Genomic DNA, 18,396 nt, shown 5'->3' with positions numbered 1-18,396 from the left:
TCAGGCTGACGGCAGGTCCCGCAGCAACAGAGCGAACTCGAATTCATCAGGCGACAGCGCCTCCCCCGGCAGCTTGAGCCTTACCCGGTGACCATCCCCGGGCGCTACCTTCAGCGCGCTGCCGTTGCCCGCCTCCATCGCCTCAAGGGTGAAGCGACGGTTGCCGGAGGGCAGCATCAGCTCGAGGCGATCGCCGACCTCGAAGCGGTTCTTGACCTCGATATCCAGCCAATCTGGTCGCGACTGACCCACTACCTGGCCGACGAACTGCTGGTGGACGCCCACCGAGTGCCCACGCTCGTAATTCTGATACTCGTCGTGGACGTGGCGTCGGTAGAAGCCTTCGGTATACCCCCGATTGGCCAGGTTTTCGAGCTCATCCATCAGCCCCATGTCGAAGGGGCGCCCGGCCACGGCGTCATCGATGGCACGACGATAGACCTGGGCCGTACGTGCCACGTAGTAGGGGGACTTGGTCCGCCCTTCGATCTTCAGCGAACTGACCCCCATCTCGGCGAGCCTCGCCACATGCTGGACGGCGCGCAGATCTTTTGAATTCATGATGTAGCTGCCGTGCTCGTCCTCGAACACCGGCATCAGTTCGCCAGGTCGCTGAGGATCCTCGATCAGCGCCGAGTTCTCCTCCCAGCCCTGTGCCACGTCCTGCGCCGGGATCAGATCGCCACAGGCGTCAGTGCCGGCCGGGTGGGTCCGGTAGTTCCAGCGACAGGCGTTGGTACAGGTGCCTTGATTGGGGTCGCGCCGGTTGAAGTAGCCCGACAGCAGACAGCGTCCGGAATAGGCGATGCACAGGGCACCGTGAACGAAGGTCTCGATCTCCAGGGTCGGGCACTCGGCACGGATCTCGGCGATTTCCTCAAGCGACAGCTCTCGCGACAGGATCACCCGGGATATGCCCTGGGACTGCCAGAAGCGAGCCGCCGCGTGATTGACCACGTTGGCCTGCACCGACAGATGTATCACCTGGTCCGGCCAACGCTCTCGCACCATCATGATCAAGCCAGGGTCGGACATGATCAGCGCATCCGGCCCCGCCTCGACGATCGGCGCCATGTCCTTCAGGTAGGTCCTGAGCTTGGCATTGTGCGGAGCGATATTGGAGGCCACGTAGAAGCGCTTGCCACGCGCCTGGGCCTCAGCGATGCCTCGAGTCAGGTTGTCGAGGCCGAAGTCATTGTTGCGCACACGCAGTGAGTAGCGCGGCTGACCGGCGTAGACCGCATCGGCGCCATAGGCGAAGGCGAAGCGCATATGCCGGTAGGTGCCGGCCGGTGACAGTAGTTCAGGGGCATTCATCCAGGCGTCTCTCTCGTGGGCCGGGCTTGGTCCGGGCTTGTGCCGGGCATGGTTCGGGATTAAACCGGGCAGACAGCAGTAAACCGCGCAGCCTGCCACAACCGCGAGCAACGGACGTTGACAAGGAGCAAGTCGCCGGCATCAACGCCGCACTGGTGTTGCCGTCCGGCTTTCGTTACCCTTGTCGCGCCGGACCGGACCCCGGCCGCTGGCGATTCTTGTCGCCACCCCAAATTCTCCGAATCGAGACCCCCTTCATGAGCACGACTTCCCGCTCCACCGTGGTGATCTACTCCGGTGGCATGGACTCTTTCACCGTACTTCATCGCGCCTTGCACGAAGGCCTCGAAGTTCACGCCCTGTCATTCGACTATGGCCAGCGCCACGCCCGCGAACTCGAGGTGGCCCGCCATGTCTGTCAGGAGTTGAAGATCCCTCATCAGGTCGTCGACATCACCGCCATCCATGGCTTGATCGACAACTCTGCGCTGACCGACGCCAATCGCAAGATCCCTGGCGGTGACTACGCCGAAGACAACCTCGCCGCCACGGTGGTCCCCAATCGCAACATGGTGCTGCTGTCGCTGGCCATCGCCAAGGCGGTGAATATCGGCGCCAGTCGCGTCGACTACGGCGCCCACGGCGGTGACCACGTGCTCTATCCGGATTGTCGTCCCGAGTTTGTCGAGCAGATGAATGCGGTGGCCGCCATCGCCAATTTCTCGCCGGTAGAGATCCACGCACCCTATCTACGGTCCAGCAAGAGCGAGATCCTGGCCGACGGACTGTCCATGGGACTGAACTACCGCGACACCTGGACCTGTTACGAGGGCCGTCGCCTGGCCTGTGGCCGCTGCGGCAGCTGTCTGGAGCGGCTCGCCGCCTTCGCCGACCAGGCTGTCGAAGATCCGTTGGCCTACGCCGCCAATACCCGGCAGGAGCCGGCGATTGCACAGGCAGACCAGGGCGGAGCGCACCAGGATGTATAGCGTCAAGGAAGCCTTCTATACCCTTCAGGGAGAAGGCGTACAGGCCGGCCGCGCCAGCGTCTTCTGTCGCTTTGCCGGCTGCAATCTCTGGTCGGGTCGCGAGCAGGACCGCGCCAGCGCCCAGTGTCGCTTCTGCGACACCGACTTCGTCGGCACCGATGGTCAGAACGGCGGACGCTTTGCCACCGCCGGCGCCCTGGCCGAGCACATCACCCGCTTGTGGCCACACCCCCACGAGGGTGTCACGCCCTACGTCGTGTTCACCGGTGGCGAGCCCCTGCTGCAGCTGGATGCCGCCTTGATCGACGCGGTGCACGCTGCCGGCTTCGAGATTGGCGTGGAGACCAACGGTACTCTGGCCGCGCCGGACGGTATCGACTGGCTATGTGTCAGCCCCAAGGGCAATGCGCCGCTGGTGCAGACCCGCGGTGACGAGCTGAAGCTCGTCCATCCCCAGACCGACGCCCCGCCGGAACGTTTCGAGGGGCTCGACTTCGACCATTTTCTGCTGCAGCCGATGGACACCTCCGGGCTGATGCCCAGCGACGCTCGCAAGGAGCCGCTCTCAGCCACGGTAGCGCACTGCATGGCGCATCCACGCTGGCGGCTGTCGCTGCAGACCCACAAGATCGCGGGGATCGACTGATGGCACTCTTTGTACGACGACTGACACATCTCGACGTGTCGCTGTGGTGTCCCGATCGTGGACTGATCGGCGCGAGCTGGCTGGTCGACGTCGAACTCGATGGAGAGCTCGGTGAAGACGGCATGCTGTTCGACTTCGGCGAGGTCAAACCCTGGATCAAGGCGCGTCTCGACGGTGGCGCCGATCACACCCTGCTGGTGCCTACCGAAGCCCCTGGCGTCAGCGTCAGCGAATGTCGCGAAGGTATCTGCGTACGCACCACGACGCCCTACGCCATGGAGGTGCGCGGGCCCCGCCAGGCCTTTACCCTGCTACCCTGGCGCAGAATCACCCCCGAGGCCATGGCCGAGCACCTGTCACGCCAGTTGATGCGCCAACCGCCCGAGCGGGTATCCAGCATCGAACTGAGCCTCGCCGATGAGTCCATCGATGGCGCCGCCTACACATACAGCCACGGCCTTCGCCGCCACGCCGGCAACTGCCAGCGTATCGCCCACGGCCACCGCTCGCGGCTGGAAATCGTTCAGCGCGGCGTGCGACAGCCGGAGCTCGAGCGCCGCTACGCCCGCTGGCTCGACGATACCTACCTGGTGGACGAACACGACCTGGAACAGCACCAGGGCGAAATGCTGCAGTGCGGCTACCGCTCGCCCCAGGGCCTGTTTCACCTGCGCCTGCCCCGCGAGCGCTGTCACGTCCTGCCCGGCGCCACCACGGTGGAACGCATCGCCCAGTGGCTGGCGGCGACCGTCGCCCGAGACACCGGAGAGGACACCGCGGTGCGCGCCTATGAAGGCGTCGACAAGGGCGCCACGGCAAGAAGCCCCGGCGAACGATCTCGATAACTTCTCGATAACTTCTCGATAACGTCTCGAGATCGGCAAGAGTGTCCGACCACCGAGACAACCAAGCGCATTTGAAGAATGCCATGAGCCAACCGACGTCATGAGCGAACTGATCGCCTCCTCCTCGCCGCACGAGGCCCGCACAGCGACCGGCGAACAGGGCTGCCGCCCCGGCTGCGGCGCCTGCTGCATTGCGCCGTCGATCAGCTCACCGATTCCCGGCATGCCGGCGGGCAAGCCCGCCGGCATCCGCTGCGTGCAGCTCGACGACGACAACCTGTGCCGCCTGTTCGGCCGACCCGAGCGTCCGGCGGTGTGCGAGCGCTTCGACTACGACACCGATATCTGCGGCAGCCACAGAGACCAGGCACTGGCCAATATTGACGAACTCGAACGTCTGACCTGAGTCGGGCTGACCTGAATCATGCTGACTTGCTCCGAGTAGCCGTCGCTCAGCATCATCTGCACCTGGTGTGTTCAGCACGCCCCCTTCTTGCTGCGCTCCCTACTGATGCCCACTCGACTGATGCCCCATCAGTGATCCACCAACAAGAAAAGACCGGGCCACCCAAAGGTGGCCCAGCCTTCCTTGTAACGACCTTCATGACAACCCTGGTCATGACGACCCAGGTCTACTCCACGTCGAGCTGCCCGTTATTACGCAGTATCGTCAGGAAGGCCTCCGACGACTGACCCTCCATGCTGACCCCGTCCAGGGTGATCTTCTGGTCGGCGTTGCTGTGCTGATCATCGAGCCCGCCATCGCTCTTGATGTAGAGCACGGTGCCACCGTCTTCCTCCTGGGCGAAGACAAAACTATCCAGCGCCGACTGGTCAGGGTCAGTGCTCGAGGAGTCAAAGTCGTTGAGCAGATCCTTTAGGGACAGCTTGTCGGCATTCGGGTCCTTGACCTGGAAGTCGCTGACCACGTCGAGCGCAGGGGCGTCAGCACTGCCGGCATCTCCCAGATTCCACACGAAGGTGTCAGACCCTAGCCCTCCAAGCAGGACATCATCGCCAGCGCCACCAATCAGTACATCCGCGCCACTTCCTCCAGACAGATCGTCATCGCCGCTTCCACCAATCAGGGTGTCATTGCCGGTTCCGCCAGTTAACTCCAAATCCTCATCAGGCAGAGTAAGGTTCAGAAGCCCTTCAGCAGTATCTCCATCACCGTCCGTCCCTTCCAGCGACAAAGGCAGTGTCTTGTCGAGCCAGGTGTATTTAAAATCGGTGCTTTGAGAGAAACCCTCCCAGTCACCAACACCTTTCAGCTCCAATGCTTCGAAGGGCTTATCGCTTGTCAAGACGAACTTCGATCCGCTAGGTACATTATTCAACCGAAGCGCGCCATCAGTCATTTCTATAATCGTTACCCGGGAAGTGATGTCAACACCCGATCCGTTGTAAATGCGCACATCGCCCGCATCGAGGTCAAGCTTCTGGTCCTGATTGTGATCGCTGGGACGACCACTGTCTTTGTCACCATCGGGAGCCCATGCAAAAGCCGTCACTATGAACTGCGGGGTAAGTTGTCTCGCCTGATAGATCGTCTGCTCAAAGCGAATGGCACTACGATGATCGTCCCAACTCGGGACATTAGACGAAACATCAAGGTTGTCAACAAAGTCATAACGCACGACTTCGCCACCGCCGGTATAATAATCAAAACCCGCCCCCATCTTCGAACCATTCGCCACAACTGTTGTTGAATTACCTGAATATACTGATCTGGCGGAGACAAGGACGTCGGGGGCGCCATTGCTACCATCGATGGTAAGGTAATATGAACCGAGGCCACTGCCGTCACTGATCATCGACGGGCTAGAGTCACCAACGGCCTTGAGATCATTATCGAAGGCCTCCACCGAATAGTTGGATCCATCCGCTGACAGGCTGACCCGGTAGACGACATCACCGCCGGATGTTCTTGCTTACACCGCCTTGCCATCGCTGATCACATGGTAGGTCAGCGTTTCGCCAGTCGACGTGGTCACCGTTCCGCCACCAAGGCCTTTCACCTCAGCCCCATCCATCGCGGGACTGAAGCCAAGTGACTCTAGACCGTCGGCACCGCTAGTGCTGAAGTTGACTGCACCGCCCTCGCCGGACACAAGGAAGGCGCCATCGGGAGTGAAATCCCTCGGTGCGTCATCGATAATCTCGATATCCAGCACACTGCTGGCGAAACCATCCTTAGAATCGATAACCAAGACCGAAAAGGCATCAGCATAGCCTTCATCATTTGCACCCGCCTGACTGTCGTTGTCTACCTTCCTATCAAGATGATATTCGTAGCTGAGCGTGCCTCCGCTCACATCACCGCTATATCCGGTCAGTGTTAAGGTGCCATAGTCAGTGCTCAGCACGACCGGAGTGCTGCTGGAAAGCGCCTGCAGCTCTGACAGTGTCAGGCTTTCAGTGCCGACCTTCAGCTCTTTCAAGCCATTGGGCGTAGATAGATTGAACGAACCTGTGCGAGAAAGCTCGTTGGCGTCTGGCTGACTGCCATCGGCCAGGTTCGCCTCAGCGACCCTGGCCTCAGGCTCTAAGGTATCGAACCCCGTCAGCGCTGCCGACGTAGCCTCCGAGGGTAACGTCAACTCCAGGCTACCGTTTGCCCTGTCACCATCACCATCCGTACCCTCCACCGGCAATGACAGTGCCTCGTCCAGCCAGGTGTAATTGAAATCACCCAGCGAATGGGCCCATGAATCATCGGTACCACGAATCTCGACCGCCTCGAAGGCTTCATCGGTGGTCAGCTCAAACCGGACGTTGTCCGGCAAGTTAAACACTCTAAGCGTGCCGTTGGCATTCTCGGTAAAGCTTACATTCGCAGTAATATCAGTGCCCGCACTGTTATAGACGCGAACATTCTCCTTCGTGATAAATATCGTCTCGTCAGTGCTCTCAGCGTAAGGATGGCCACTGGTGTTGCCCTCATCATCGGCCCAGGCAAACACCTTGATTTCAAGGCTCGCATTAGCTGGTTTTTCGTTGAAAACGACCTGCTCGAAACGCGTCACACCCCGATGATTGTCCCAGCTTGCTTCGCTATTCGAGAACTCAAGATTATCGACAAAGTCGAAGCGCGTCACTTCATTATGGCCTGTCAGGGAGTCGCCGCCCACGGACAGCTCGGAGCCCATACCGTGCTGAAACCAAGAAGCACTATTGCCATTTTTGCTCCAGGCCGATACCAGCACGTCCGGAGCCCCCTCGCGGCCCTCGAACTCAAGGTATTTGTCACCATCGAACTTGGGATTCGTGGGGTGTTGATAATCCACGTGTCTTTGGTATTCGTCAACATCATGGTCGGAATCGGCGAACGCTCTAAGCTCGTCATCAAATACGTTAACCGAATAGGTGGATCCATCCTCCGCTAGAACAACCTCGAATGCCACTTCATCATCGCCGGTCTTGGCCTCCAGTGTTTTGCCATCACCATCCAGTTGATAGGTAAGGCCCTTTCCAGCAGAAGTGAGAACCTTCCCACCATGGATGCCTGTGACTTCCTGGCCGTCGATGGACGAGGCGAATACCAGTGAGCCCACACCATCGGCACCTACGATATCTGCAAAGACATCTCCCACCATGCCGTTGGCCAGAAGTCCTTCCGCTTCGAATGCCTGGGGCATATCATCATCGATCAGCACCGACAGCTTGCCGTTGGCCTCGCTGCCATCGGCATCGGTCACGGTGTAGCCGGCATCGAACGTCAGGTCGTTTTCATTGTCGCCCGCCGCGTGCTTCAGCGCCTGGTGCAGCGTCACCTCGTACTTGCCTGCGGCCTGATCGGTCAGCTTGATGGTGATCACCGACGCTTTATTACCACTATCATCGGTCACCGTCCCGGTCAGCGTGTGGCCATCGGCACTGCGCTCAAAGCTCACCGTACGCCCGTCCACCGTCTCAAGGTCGTCGGGCAGGCCGGTCAGGTTCCACTGGAAGGCGTTGCTGGTCGCGGCGCCATCGTCGCCAAACTCATAGCCCAGCGTCCCTTCCGCAACGGTAGCCTCTCCCGTCACATCGCCGGTGCCTCCGGCGTTGCCGCCGTCCAGCCCGTCTTCGTCGACGGTCGCCGTCGGGCTCGCGGTGTTCGGGTTGCCGTCTTCGCCCGGCAAAGTGGGCGTGGAGTCGTCTGCCAGGGTCAGGCTCAGGATCGCCTCGCTGGTGTCCCCGTCACCGTCGGTGAGGGTGTAACGAATCTCCACCGGGCCCTCGGCGCCGGCCTTCGGAGTAAAGGTCACCTCACCGGTAGCAGCGTTGATACTGACGCTGCCCTTGGAAGCGGCGCCTTGCGGCACCACTTCTACGGCGCTCGTCAGCGTCGCACCATCGGCACCCACGCTGTCGTTGGCCAGGACATTGACCGTCACCGGCTGGTTTTCGTTATCGGCACTCTGGGTCGCGCTGTCGTCGGCCGCCACCGGGCTATCATCATCGATCAACACCGACAGCGTGCCGTTAGCCTGGCTGCCATCGGCATCGGTCACGGTGTAGCCGGCATCGAACGTCAGGTCGTTCTCGTTGTCGCCCGCTGCGTGCTTCAGCGCCTGGTGCAGCGTCATCTCGTACTTGCCTGCGGCCTGATCGGTCAGGGTAATGGTGATCACCGACTCGGCGACGTCGTTGCTATCGGTCACCGATCCGGTGAGCGTGTGGCCATCGGCACTACGCTCAAAGCTCACCGTACGCCCGTCCACCGTCTCAAGGTCGTCGGGCAGGCCGCTCAGGTTCCACTGGAAGGCGTTGCTGGTCGCGGCGCCATCATCGCCAAAGTCATAGCCCAGGTCGCCCTTCGCAACGGTGGCCTGTCCGGTCACATCGCCGGTGCCTCCGGCGTTGCCGCCGGCCAGACCGTCCTCGTCGACGGTCGCCGTCGGGCTCGCGGTATTCGGGTCGCCGTCGTCGCTCGGCACGCTGGGCGTGGAGTCGTCTGCCAGGGTCAGGCTCAGGATCGCCTCGCTGGTGTCCCCGTCACCGTCGGTGAGGGTGTAACGAATCTCCACCGGGCCCTCGGCGCCGTCATTCGGAGTAAAGGTCACCTCACCGGTGGTCGCGTTGATACTGACGCTGCCCTTGGAAGCGGCGCCTTGCGGCACCACTTCTACGGCGCTCGTCAGCGTCGCACCATCGGCACCCACGCTGTCGTTGGCCAGGACATTGACCGTCACCGGCTGGTTTTCGTTATCGGCACTCTGGGTCGCGCTGTCGTCGGCCGCCACCGGGCTGTCATCATCGATCAACACCGACAGCGTGCCGTTGGCCTGGCTGCCATCGGCATCGGTCACGGTGTAGCCGGCATCGAACGTCAGGTCGTTCTCGTTGTCGCCCGCTGCGTGCTTCAGCGCCTGGTGCAGCGTCACCTCGTACTTGCCTGCGGCCTGATCGGTCAGGGTAATGGTGATCACCGACTCGGCGACGTCGTTGCTATCGGTCACCGATCCGGTGAGCGTGTGGCCATCGGCACTACGCTCAAAGCTCACCGTACGCCCGTCCACCGTCTCAAGGTCGTCGGGCAGGCCGCTCAGGTTCCACTGGAAGGCGTTGCTGGTCGCGGCGCCATCATCGCCAAAGTCATAGCCCAGGTCGCCCTTCGCAACGGTGGCCTGTCCGGTCACATCGCCGGTGCCTCCGGCGTTGCCGCCGGCCAGACCGTCCTCGTCGACGGTCGCCGTCGGGCTCGCGGTATTCGGGTCGCCGTCGTCGCTCGGCACGCTGGGCGTGGAGTCGTCTGCCAGGGTCAGGCTCAGGATCGCCTCGCTGGTGTCCCCGTCACCGTCGGTGAGGGTGTAACGAATCTCCACCGGGCCCTCGGCGCCGTCATTCGGAGTAAAGGTCACCTCACCGGTGGTCGCGTTGATACTGACGCTGCCCTTGGAAGCGGCGCCTTGCGGCACCACTTCTACGGCGCTCGTCAGCGTCGCACCATCGGCACCCACGGCGTCGTTGGCCAGTACATTGACCGTCACCGGCTGGTTTTCGTTATCGGCACTCTGGGTCGCGCTGTCGTCGTCCGCCACCGGGCTGTCATCATCGATCAACACCGACAGCGTGCCGTTGGCCTGGCTGCCATCGGCATCGGTCACAGTGTAGCCGGCATCGAACGTCAGGTCGTTTTCATTGTCGCCCGCTGCGTGCTTCAGCGCCTGATGCAGCGTCACCTCGTACTTGCCTGCGGCCTGATCGGTCAGGGTAATGGTGATCACCGGTTCTTTTTCTGCGTTGCTATCGGTCACCGATCCGGTGAGCGTGTGGCCATCGGTACTGCGCTCAAAGCTCACCGTACGCCCGTCCACCGTCTCAAGGTCGGTCGGCAGACCGCTCAGGTTCCACTGGAAGGCGTTGCTGCTCGCGGCGCCATCGTCGCCAAAGCTGTAGCCCAGGTCGCCCTTCGTGACGGTGGCCTCTCCGGTCACATCGTCGGTGCCTCCGGCCTTGCCGCCGGCCAGACCGTCCTCGTCGACGGTCGCCGTCGGGCTCGCGGTATTCGGGTTGCCGTCGTCGCCCGGCAAGGTGGGCGTGGAGTCCTTCGCTACCGTCACCGTCAATGTCGAAGAGGACTCGTCACCGTCACCATCGGTGATGGTGTAGTCGATCACCGCGTCATCTTCAAAGCCACCCGCCGGGGTAAAGGTGATCTCGCCGTTGGGATCGATTGACACCGTACCGACGCTGTCGCCTCCCCGCACGGAGGCAGCGGTCAGGGTGGCACCATCGACGCCCTGGGTGTCATTGGTCAACACGTTGTAGGTTTTCGCCGTGTCTTCCGCCGTCTCGGTAGCGTCGGCAACCGCCTCGGGCTCGGTGTCGAGGATGTTGATCTCCAGCGCAGCGCTCGAGCTATCACCCTCGTTGTCGGTCACCGTCAGCGTAAAGCTGTCCAGCACCGTAGCATCACTGCTGTGATGGGCCCTCGCACCATTCTCGGTGTAGCTGTAGGTGATCTTGCCGCTGGCCGGGTCGTAGTCGATCACCGTAATACGGCCGTGCGCACTATTAATGGCCACATGAGTCGAGTCATCGCCCGCGCGGACCTTGGTAATGTCCTCGCCTTCCAAGGTCACCGTCGTGATGCCGGCATCCGCCGCCACCGTCATGGTGCCATCGAACGCGTCCCTGCTACCTTCCACTACGCTGTGATCGCCGGCCACCGACGCCGGATCATCGGGATCACTGCCGTCCGGCCCGTTGCCGTCGGGAATCTCGATCGTCGGTACGTCATCATCAACCCCGTTGATGGTGATCGTCAGCGTCGCGCTGCTGGTGTCATCGTCGAGGTCTTTGAGGGTGTAGCTGAACACCTCGTTCAGCGCAGCACTGTCGCCCTTCAGCGCCTGCACCGTCGCGTTGGTGTTGTCCAGCGCGTAGCTGTAACTGCCGTCCGCCGCGATGGTCAGGGTGCCGTACTGGCCCTGAATCGACACCTCACCAGTGGCGGGAACGGACGCACTGCTCCCCGATACGTTGTCACTGCTGATGGTGGTGACGTCGGGCTTATCTTCGCCCTGGGTGTCAGCCCCGGCGCCATTATTCGCACCCGCGATCACATTACCGCTGACCGAGGTGGCATTCTCCTGGATCGCGTTGGCGTCATCCTCTGCCACGGGCGCGGTGTCGAGGATGCTGATCTCCAGCGCAGCACTCGAGCTGTCGCCCTCGTTATCGGTTACCGTCAGCGCAAAGCTGTCCAGCACCGTGGCGTCACCGCTGTGATCGGCCCTCAGCCCATTCTCGGTGTAGCTATAGGTGATCTTGCCGCTGGCCGGGTCGTAGTCGATCACCGTAATACGGCCGTGCGCACTATTAATGGCCACATGAGTCGAGTCATCGCCCGCGCGGACCTTGGTAATGTCCTCGCCTTCCAGGGTCACCGTCGTGATGCCGGCATCCGCCGCCACCGTCATGGTGCCATCGAACGCGTCCCTGCTACCTTCCACTACGCTGTGATCGCCGGCCACCGACGCCGGATCATCGGGATCACTGCCGTCCGGCCCGTTGCCGTCGGGAATCTCGATCGTCGGTACGTCATCATCAACCCCGTTGATGGTGATCGTCAGCGCCGCGCTGCTGGTGTCATCGTCGAGGTCCTTGAGGGTGTAGCTGAACACCTCGCTCAGCGCAGCACTGTCGCCCTTCAGCGCCTGCACCGTCGCATTGGTGTTGTCCAGCGCGTAGCTGTAACTGCCATCCGCCGCGATGGTCAGGGTGCCGTACTGGCCCTGAATCGACACCTCACCATCGTCGGGAACGGAGGTCGCCTTGTCCGCCGCCACGTTGCTGTGGCGGATCGCGCTGACGTCGGGCTTATCTTCGCCTTGGGTGTCAGCCCCGGCGCCATTATTCGCACCCGCGATCACTTTACCGCTGACCGAGGTGGCATTCTCCTCAATGACGTTGGCGTCATCCTCTGCCACGGGCGCGGTGTCGAGGATGTTGATCTCCAGCGCAGCACTCGAGCTGTCGCCCTCGTTGTCGGTCACCGTCAGCGCAAAGCTGTCCAGCACCGGATCGCTGCCGCTGTGATCGGCCCTCAGCCCATTCTCGGTATAGAAGTAGGTGATCTCGCCGCTGGCCGCGTCGTAGTTGGTCACCGTCACGCTGCCGTGATCACCCACGATGGTCACATGGGTCGAGTCATTGCCCTCCTGGGCACCCATGATGTTCTCGGCCTTACCGTCCTTGTCGGTCAGGGTCACGCTCGTGATGCCGGCATCCGCCGCCACCGTCATGGTGCTGACCGGGGTCTTGTCACCGCTAGCTTCCACCACGCTGTGATCGCCGGCCACCGACGCCGGATCATCGGGATCACTGCCGTCCGGCCCGTTGCCGTCGGGAATCTCGATCGTCGGTACGTCATCATCAACCCCGTTGATGGTGATCGTCAGCGTCGCGCTGCTGGTGTCATCGTCGAGGTCCTTGAGGGTGTAGCTGAACACCTCGTTCAGCGCAGCACTGTCGCCCTTCAGCGCCTGCACCGTCGCGTTGGTGTTATCCAGCGAGTAGCTGTAACTGCCATCCGCCGCGATGGTCAGGGTGCCGTACTGGCCCTGAATCGACACCTCACCAGTGGCGGGAACGGACGCACTGCTCCCCGATACGTTGTCACTGCTGATGGTGGTGACGTCGGGCTTGTCTTCGCCCTGAATGTCAGCCCCGACCGCCGGATCCCCCACTCCATCGATCACATTAGCGCTGACCGAGGTGGCATTCTCTTCGATGACGTTGGCGTCATCCTCTGCCACGGGCGCGGTATCCAGGATGTTGATCTCCAGATCCGCGCTCGAGCTATCACCCTCGTTGTCGCTCACCGTCAGCGCAAAGCTGTCCAGCACCGGATCGCTGCCGCTGTGATCGGCCCTCAGCCCATTCTCGGTATAGAAGTAGGTGATCTCGCCGCTGGCCGCATCGTAGTCGGTCACCGTCATGCTGCCGTGATCACCTACGATGGTCACATGGGTCGAGTCATCGCCCTCCTGGGCACCCATGATGTTCTCGGCCTTACCGTCCTTGTCGGTCAGGGTCACGCTCGTGATGCCGGCATCCGCCTCCACCGTCATGGTGCTGACCGGGGTCTTGTCACCGCTAGCTTCCACCAAGCTGTGATCGCCGGCCACCGACGCCGGATCGTCGGGATCACTGCCGTCCGGCCCGTTGCCGTCGGGAATCTCGATCGTCGGTACGTCATCATCAACCCCGTTGATGGTGATCGTCAGCGTCGCGCTGCTGGTGTCTCCTTCGTCGTCGGAGACCGTATAGCTGAAGGTCTCGGTCAGCTTCTCGCCTTGCTTCAACGCCTGAACCTCGGCGTTGTCAGCATCGACACTGTAGCTCCAGGTACCGTCCCCGTTGTCGGTGAAGGTGCCGTATTTTGCCGTGTCGTCGTCGCTGAAGCTGTCGAACGACATGGGGTCGGCGCCGGCGGTGTCGTTGGTCAGCACATTGCCACTGCTTGCCGTATCGGCATCCTCACCCAATGCCGCGGTGTCATCCTCGGCCTGGGGTTCGGTGTCGAGGATGTTGACCTCCAGCGCAGCGCTCGAGCTATCACCCTCGTTGTCGGTCACCGTCAGCGCAAAGCTGTCCAGCACCGGATCGCTGCCGCTGTGATCGGCCCTCTGGCCATTCTCGGTGTAGCTATAGGTGATCTCGCCGGTGGCCGCGTCGTAGTCGGTAACCGTCACGCTGCCGTGCACACCATTGACGGTCACCGTCTTGCCGCTCGCGCTATCGGCCTCGGTGATGTCCTTGGCCACACCGTCCTTGTCGGTCAGGGTCACCCCGGTGATGCCGGCATCCGCCGCCACCGTCATGGTGCTGACCGGGGTCCTGTCACCGCTAGCTTCCACCACGCTGTGATCGCCGGCCACCGACGTCGGATCATCGGGATCACTGCCGTCCGGCCCGTTGCCGTCGGGAATCTCGATCGTCGGTACGTCATCGTCAACCCCGTTGATGGTGATCGTCAGGGTCGTGGTGCTGGTGTCACCGTCGTCGTCGGAGACGGTGTAGCTGAAGGTCTCGGTCAGCGTTTCGCCTTGCGTCAACGCCTGAACCTCGGCGTTATCAGCATCGACACTGTAGCTCCAGGTACCGTCACCGTTGTCGGTGAAGGTGCCGTATTTTGCCGTGTCGTCGTCGCTGAAGCTGTCGAACGACATGGGGTCGGCGCCGGCGGTGTCGTTGGTCAGCACGTTGCCACTGATTGCCGTATCGGCATCCTCACCCAACGCCGCGGTGTCAGCCTTGGCCTCGGGCTCGGTGTCGAGGATGTTGATATCCAGGCTGTCGGAATTGCTTTCGCCAGCAATATCGGTAACCACTACTTCGAAGCGATCGACAACACTGCCATCGCCGGCGTCATGATCTGCTCTTTGCGAGTTCTCGGTATAGCGATATTCAACGACACCGCTATCGAAACCAGTGATTTCGAGCATGCCTTGATCGGTTTCGATCACCACCGGATTGTCGCTGGTGGCCCCGGTGATATTCGAACCTGCAATGGTCGCTGTAGCGATCCCGGCGGTGGCTGACAGCAGCATCGCACCAGAGACCGTCTCACCACTGCCCTCCACTACGCTGTTGTCGCCGACGGAGAGGTCACCATCGCTATCCTGAATCACCACATTGGGATCACCATCCGTGCTGCCGTCGATCAGCACGGTCAAGGTCGCAGTGCTGACGTCACCATCTGCGTCCTTGACGGTGTAGCTGAAGGTCTCAACGAGATGCTCGCCATCATCAAGTGCCTGTACCGCAGCGTTCACCGTATTGACGGAGTAGCTCCAGGTACCGTCACCGTTGTCGGTGAAGGTGCCATATTTAGCTGAAGTGTCGTTAAAGCCTTCGAACCTCAGTCCATCGGGCCTGGACTGGTCATTTTCCAGAACATTTCCAATGACTGGCGAGCCGCTATCTTCCCCGACACGAGCCGCGTCATCTTCCGCCAACGGCACGGTGTCGAGGATGTTGATCTCCAGCGCAGCACTCGAGCTGTCGCCCTCGTTGTCGGTCACCGTCAGCGCAAAGCTGTCCAGCACCGGATCGCTGCCGCTGTGATCGGCCCTCAGCCCATTCTCGGTATAGAAGTAGGTGATCTTGCCGCTGGCCGCATCGTAGTCGGTCACCGTCACGCTGCCGTGATCACCTACGATGGTCACATGGGTCGAGTCATCGCCCTCTTGGGCACCCATGATGTTCTCGGCCTTACCGTCCTTGTCCGTCAGGGTCACGCTCGTGATGCCGGCATCTGCCGCCACCGTCATGGTGCTGACCGGGGTCTTGTCACCGCTAGCTTCCACCACGCTGTGATCGCCGGCCACCGATGCCGGATCATCGGGATCACTGCCGTCCGGCCCGTTGCCGTCGGGAATCTCGATCGTCGGCACGTCATCGTCGTTGCCGGTGATGGTGATCGTCAGCGTCGCGGTGCTGCTGTCGCCGTCGTTGTCGGAGACCGTATAGCTGAAGGTCTCGGTCAGCGTCTCGCCTTGCGTCAACGCCTGAACCTCGGCGTTGTCAGCATCGACACGGTAGCTCCAGGTACCGTCACCGTTGTCGGTGAAGGTGCCGTATCTTGCCGTGTCGGCGTCGCTGAAGCTGTCAAACGACATGGGATCGGCGCCGGCGGTGTCGTTGGTCAGCACGTCGCCACTGATTGCCGTATCGGCATCCTCACCCAATGCCGCGGTGTCATCCTCGGCCTCGGGCTCGGTGTCCAAGATGCTGATATCCAGGCTGTCGGAATTGCTTTCGCCAGCAGTGTCCGTCACCACTACTTCGAAGCGATCGACAACACTGCCATCGCCGGCGTCGTGATCTGCTCGTTGCGAGTTATCGGTATAGCGATATTCAACGACACCGCTATCGAAACCAGTGATTTCGAGTTTGCCTTGATCGGTTTCGATCACCACCGGATTGTCGCTGGTGGCCCCGGTGATATCCGAACCTGCAATGGTCGCTGTAGCGATCCCGGCGGTGGCTGTCAGCAGCATCGCACCAGAGACCGTCTCACCACTGCCCTCCACTACGCTGTTGTCGCCGACGGAGAGGTCACCATCGCTATCCTGAATCACCACATTGGGATCACCATCCGTGCTGCCGTCGATCAGCACGGTCAAGGTCGCAGTGCTGACGTCGCCATCTGTGTCCTTGACGGTGTAGCTGAAGGTCTCTACCAGATGCTCGCCATCATCAAGTGCCTGTACCGCAGCATTCACCGTATTGACGGAGTAGCTCCAGGTACCGTCACCGTTGTCGGTGAAAGTGCCATATTTAGCTGAAGTGTCGTTAAAGCCTTCGAACCTCAGTCCATCGGCTCTGGAGAGGTCATTTTCCAGAACATTTCCAATGACTGGCGAGCCGCTATCTTCCCCGACACGAGCAGCGTCATCCTCCGCCAACGGCACGGTATCGAGGACGTTGACCTCCAGCGCAGCGCTAGAGCTGTCACCCTCGTTGTCGGTCACCGTCAGCGCAAAGCTGTCCAGCACCGGATCGCTGCCGCTGTGATCGGCCCTCAGCCCATTCTCTGTGTAGTTGTAGGTGATCTCGCCGCTGGCCGCGTCAAAGTTGGTCACCGTCACGCTGCCGTGATCACCCACGATGGTCACATGGGTCGAGTCATCGCCCTCCTGGGCACCCATGATGTTCTCGGCCTTACCGTCCTTGTCGGTCAGGGTCACGCTCGTGATGCCGGCCTCCGCCGCCACCGTCATGGTGCTGACCGGGGTCGTGGCACCGCTGCCTTCCACCACGCTGTGATCGCCGGCCACCGACTCGGGATCACCTGGCTGACTGTTTTCCGGCTCGTTGCCGTCGGGAATCTCGATCGTCGGCACGTCGTCATCGTTGCCGGTGATGGTGATCGTCAGCGTCGCGGTGCTGGTGTCTCCTTCGTCGTCGGAGACCGTATAGCTGAAGGTCTCGGTCAGCGTCTCGCCTTGCGTCAACGCCTGAACCTCGGCGTTGTCAGCATCGACACGGTAGCTCCAGGTACCGTCACCGTTGTCGGTGAAGGTGCCGTATCTTGCCGTGTCGGCGTCGCTGAAGCTGTCAAACGACATGGGATCGGCGCCGGCGGTGTCGTTGGTCAGCACGTCGCCACTGATTGCCGTATCGGCATCCTCACCCAATGCCGCGGTGTCATCCTCGGCCTCGGGCTCGGTGTCGAGGATGTTGATCGCCAGACTCTCAGTGACAGTGCCACCGGCAGCATCCGTCACCACGATGTCAAAACGATCAAACACGCTACCATCACCTGCAGTGTGGTCGGCAGCCAAACCGTTCTCGGTGTAATCGTAAGTGGCGATTCCGGTTTCTGGATCGAAGCCGGTAATGGTCAACGTACCGTGCTCACCTTCAAGCACCAGCGGAAACTCGGAGGCAGCACTCGCGATCTCTCGCCCAGCGACACCGATCGATGCAACACCCGACGGCGCAGACACAGTAAAACTGCCGGTCACGGTCTCTTCACCGCCCTCAACGGCACCGTTGACGCCGGCAGATGCCTCTCCATCACTGTCTTCAAACTCTATCGATGGGGAGCCTGCGTCGACTTCCTCTTCAAGCTCTTCAAGCGGTGTACCGCCCACTTCCCCGCGCTCAGACGGTCCGATCTGGAGAGGATCACCAAAGGAGTAGAACTGTGAGCCAGAAACTTCGGCAATTCTCATCAAACGAACGAAGTCAAACCCATCATTGCCCCCACCCGCAACGTCGCCCGCTGTAGGTTCCTCGATCGCTTCGAGGATGTCGGTGTTGCCCTCGGCAATCAGCTCCAGCAGCTCCGAAACTTCCTCGCGGCTCAGAAAGTCAACGGAGTTGGCATCGCCCTGCCCCATATCCTCAGGCAACGAAACCTGCTGCGCATCGACCAGGGTGACACCGGGCCTGCCGTCCGCAAACTGCAGCGTCACGAGGGTGCCGTCCGCCGTGATGACGATATCGCCGACCTCCAGACGATCCCCTTCTTCCAGAGCGATGACGTCGCCATTCGGCCGTTTGACCCAGGCGTTTCCTTGCAATGAGCTGACAATAGCGATGGTAACAGGCACGGGGACCTCGAGTTTTTCGTAACGGGGCGTAAGACAAT

7 protein-coding genes are annotated in these 18,396 nt (G+C 61.4%); 4 read left to right on the top strand and 3 right to left on the bottom strand.

Features of this window, described 5'->3' with window-relative positions; genetic code table 11:
* Entirely contained in the window at positions 1-1,317 is a 1,317-nt protein-coding gene (gene yegQ, locus NKF27_RS09230) for a tRNA 5-hydroxyuridine modification protein YegQ (RefSeq protein WP_253556198.1), read from the bottom strand.
* A gap of 257 nt (positions 1,318-1,574) precedes the next feature.
* Between yegQ and queC the strand changes: the two genes are divergently transcribed.
* The 4 genes from queC to NKF27_RS09210 all read left to right on the top strand — a co-directional run bounded on the left by queC (position 1,575) and on the right by NKF27_RS09210 (position 4,203).
* Complete coding sequence (gene queC / locus NKF27_RS09225; protein ID WP_253556197.1) at positions 1,575-2,306, top strand: 7-cyano-7-deazaguanine synthase QueC; 732 nt, start codon at positions 1,575-1,577, stop codon at positions 2,304-2,306.
* Positions 2,299-2,952, top strand: coding sequence for a 7-carboxy-7-deazaguanine synthase (gene queE, locus NKF27_RS09220; protein ID WP_253556196.1), 654 nt, complete (start codon positions 2,299-2,301; stop codon positions 2,950-2,952). Before queC ends, queE begins: the two co-directional genes overlap by 8 nt.
* On the top strand, positions 2,952-3,797 hold the full coding sequence (locus tag NKF27_RS09215; RefSeq protein ID WP_253556195.1) for a 6-carboxytetrahydropterin synthase: 846 nt from the start codon (positions 2,952-2,954) through the stop codon (positions 3,795-3,797). The genes queE and NKF27_RS09215 overlap by 1 nt, the downstream gene beginning before the upstream one ends.
* Positions 3,798-3,897: 100 nt before the next feature.
* Positions 3,898-4,203, top strand: a complete 306-nt coding sequence (locus tag NKF27_RS09210) for a YkgJ family cysteine cluster protein (protein WP_253556194.1) — start codon at positions 3,898-3,900, stop codon at positions 4,201-4,203.
* Between the two features lie 226 nt (positions 4,204-4,429).
* Here the strand turns inward: NKF27_RS09210 and NKF27_RS21165 are convergent, their stop codons facing one another.
* Both NKF27_RS21165 and NKF27_RS09195 read right to left on the bottom strand, forming a co-directional pair.
* A complete protein-coding gene (locus tag NKF27_RS21165) occupies positions 4,430-5,665 on the bottom strand; it encodes a calcium-binding protein (RefSeq protein ID WP_301271189.1) in 1,236 nt (411 codons plus the stop codon).
* 66 nt (positions 5,666-5,731) lie between these two features.
* Positions 5,732-18,358, bottom strand: coding sequence for a VCBS domain-containing protein (locus NKF27_RS09195; protein ID WP_253556193.1), 12,627 nt, complete (start codon positions 18,356-18,358; stop codon positions 5,732-5,734).
* Between the last annotated feature and the right edge of the window lie 38 nt (positions 18,359-18,396).

The organism is Halomonas sp. DN3 (assembly GCF_024137905.1).
Classification (GTDB): domain Bacteria; phylum Pseudomonadota; class Gammaproteobacteria; order Pseudomonadales; family Halomonadaceae; genus Halomonas; species Halomonas litopenaei.
The sequence above is the reverse complement of the archived record's forward strand: the minus strand, read 5'-3'. Positions and strand labels throughout refer to the sequence as shown.

Excerpts from the sequence above, each read along its gene's own strand:
- queC (WP_253556197.1), top strand. The coding sequence starts at position 1,575 with ATGAGCACGACTTCCCGCTCCACCGTGGTGATCTACTCCGGTGGCATG.
- queE (WP_253556196.1), top strand. The coding sequence starts at position 2,299 with ATGTATAGCGTCAAGGAAGCCTTCTATACCCTTCAGGGAGAAGGCGTA.
- NKF27_RS09215 (WP_253556195.1), top strand. The coding sequence starts at position 2,952 with ATGGCACTCTTTGTACGACGACTGACACATCTCGACGTGTCGCTGTGG.
- NKF27_RS09210 (WP_253556194.1), top strand. The coding sequence starts at position 3,898 with ATGAGCGAACTGATCGCCTCCTCCTCGCCGCACGAGGCCCGCACAGCG.
- yegQ (WP_253556198.1), bottom strand. The coding sequence starts at position 1,317 with ATGAATGCCCCTGAACTACTGTCACCGGCCGGCACCTACCGGCATATG.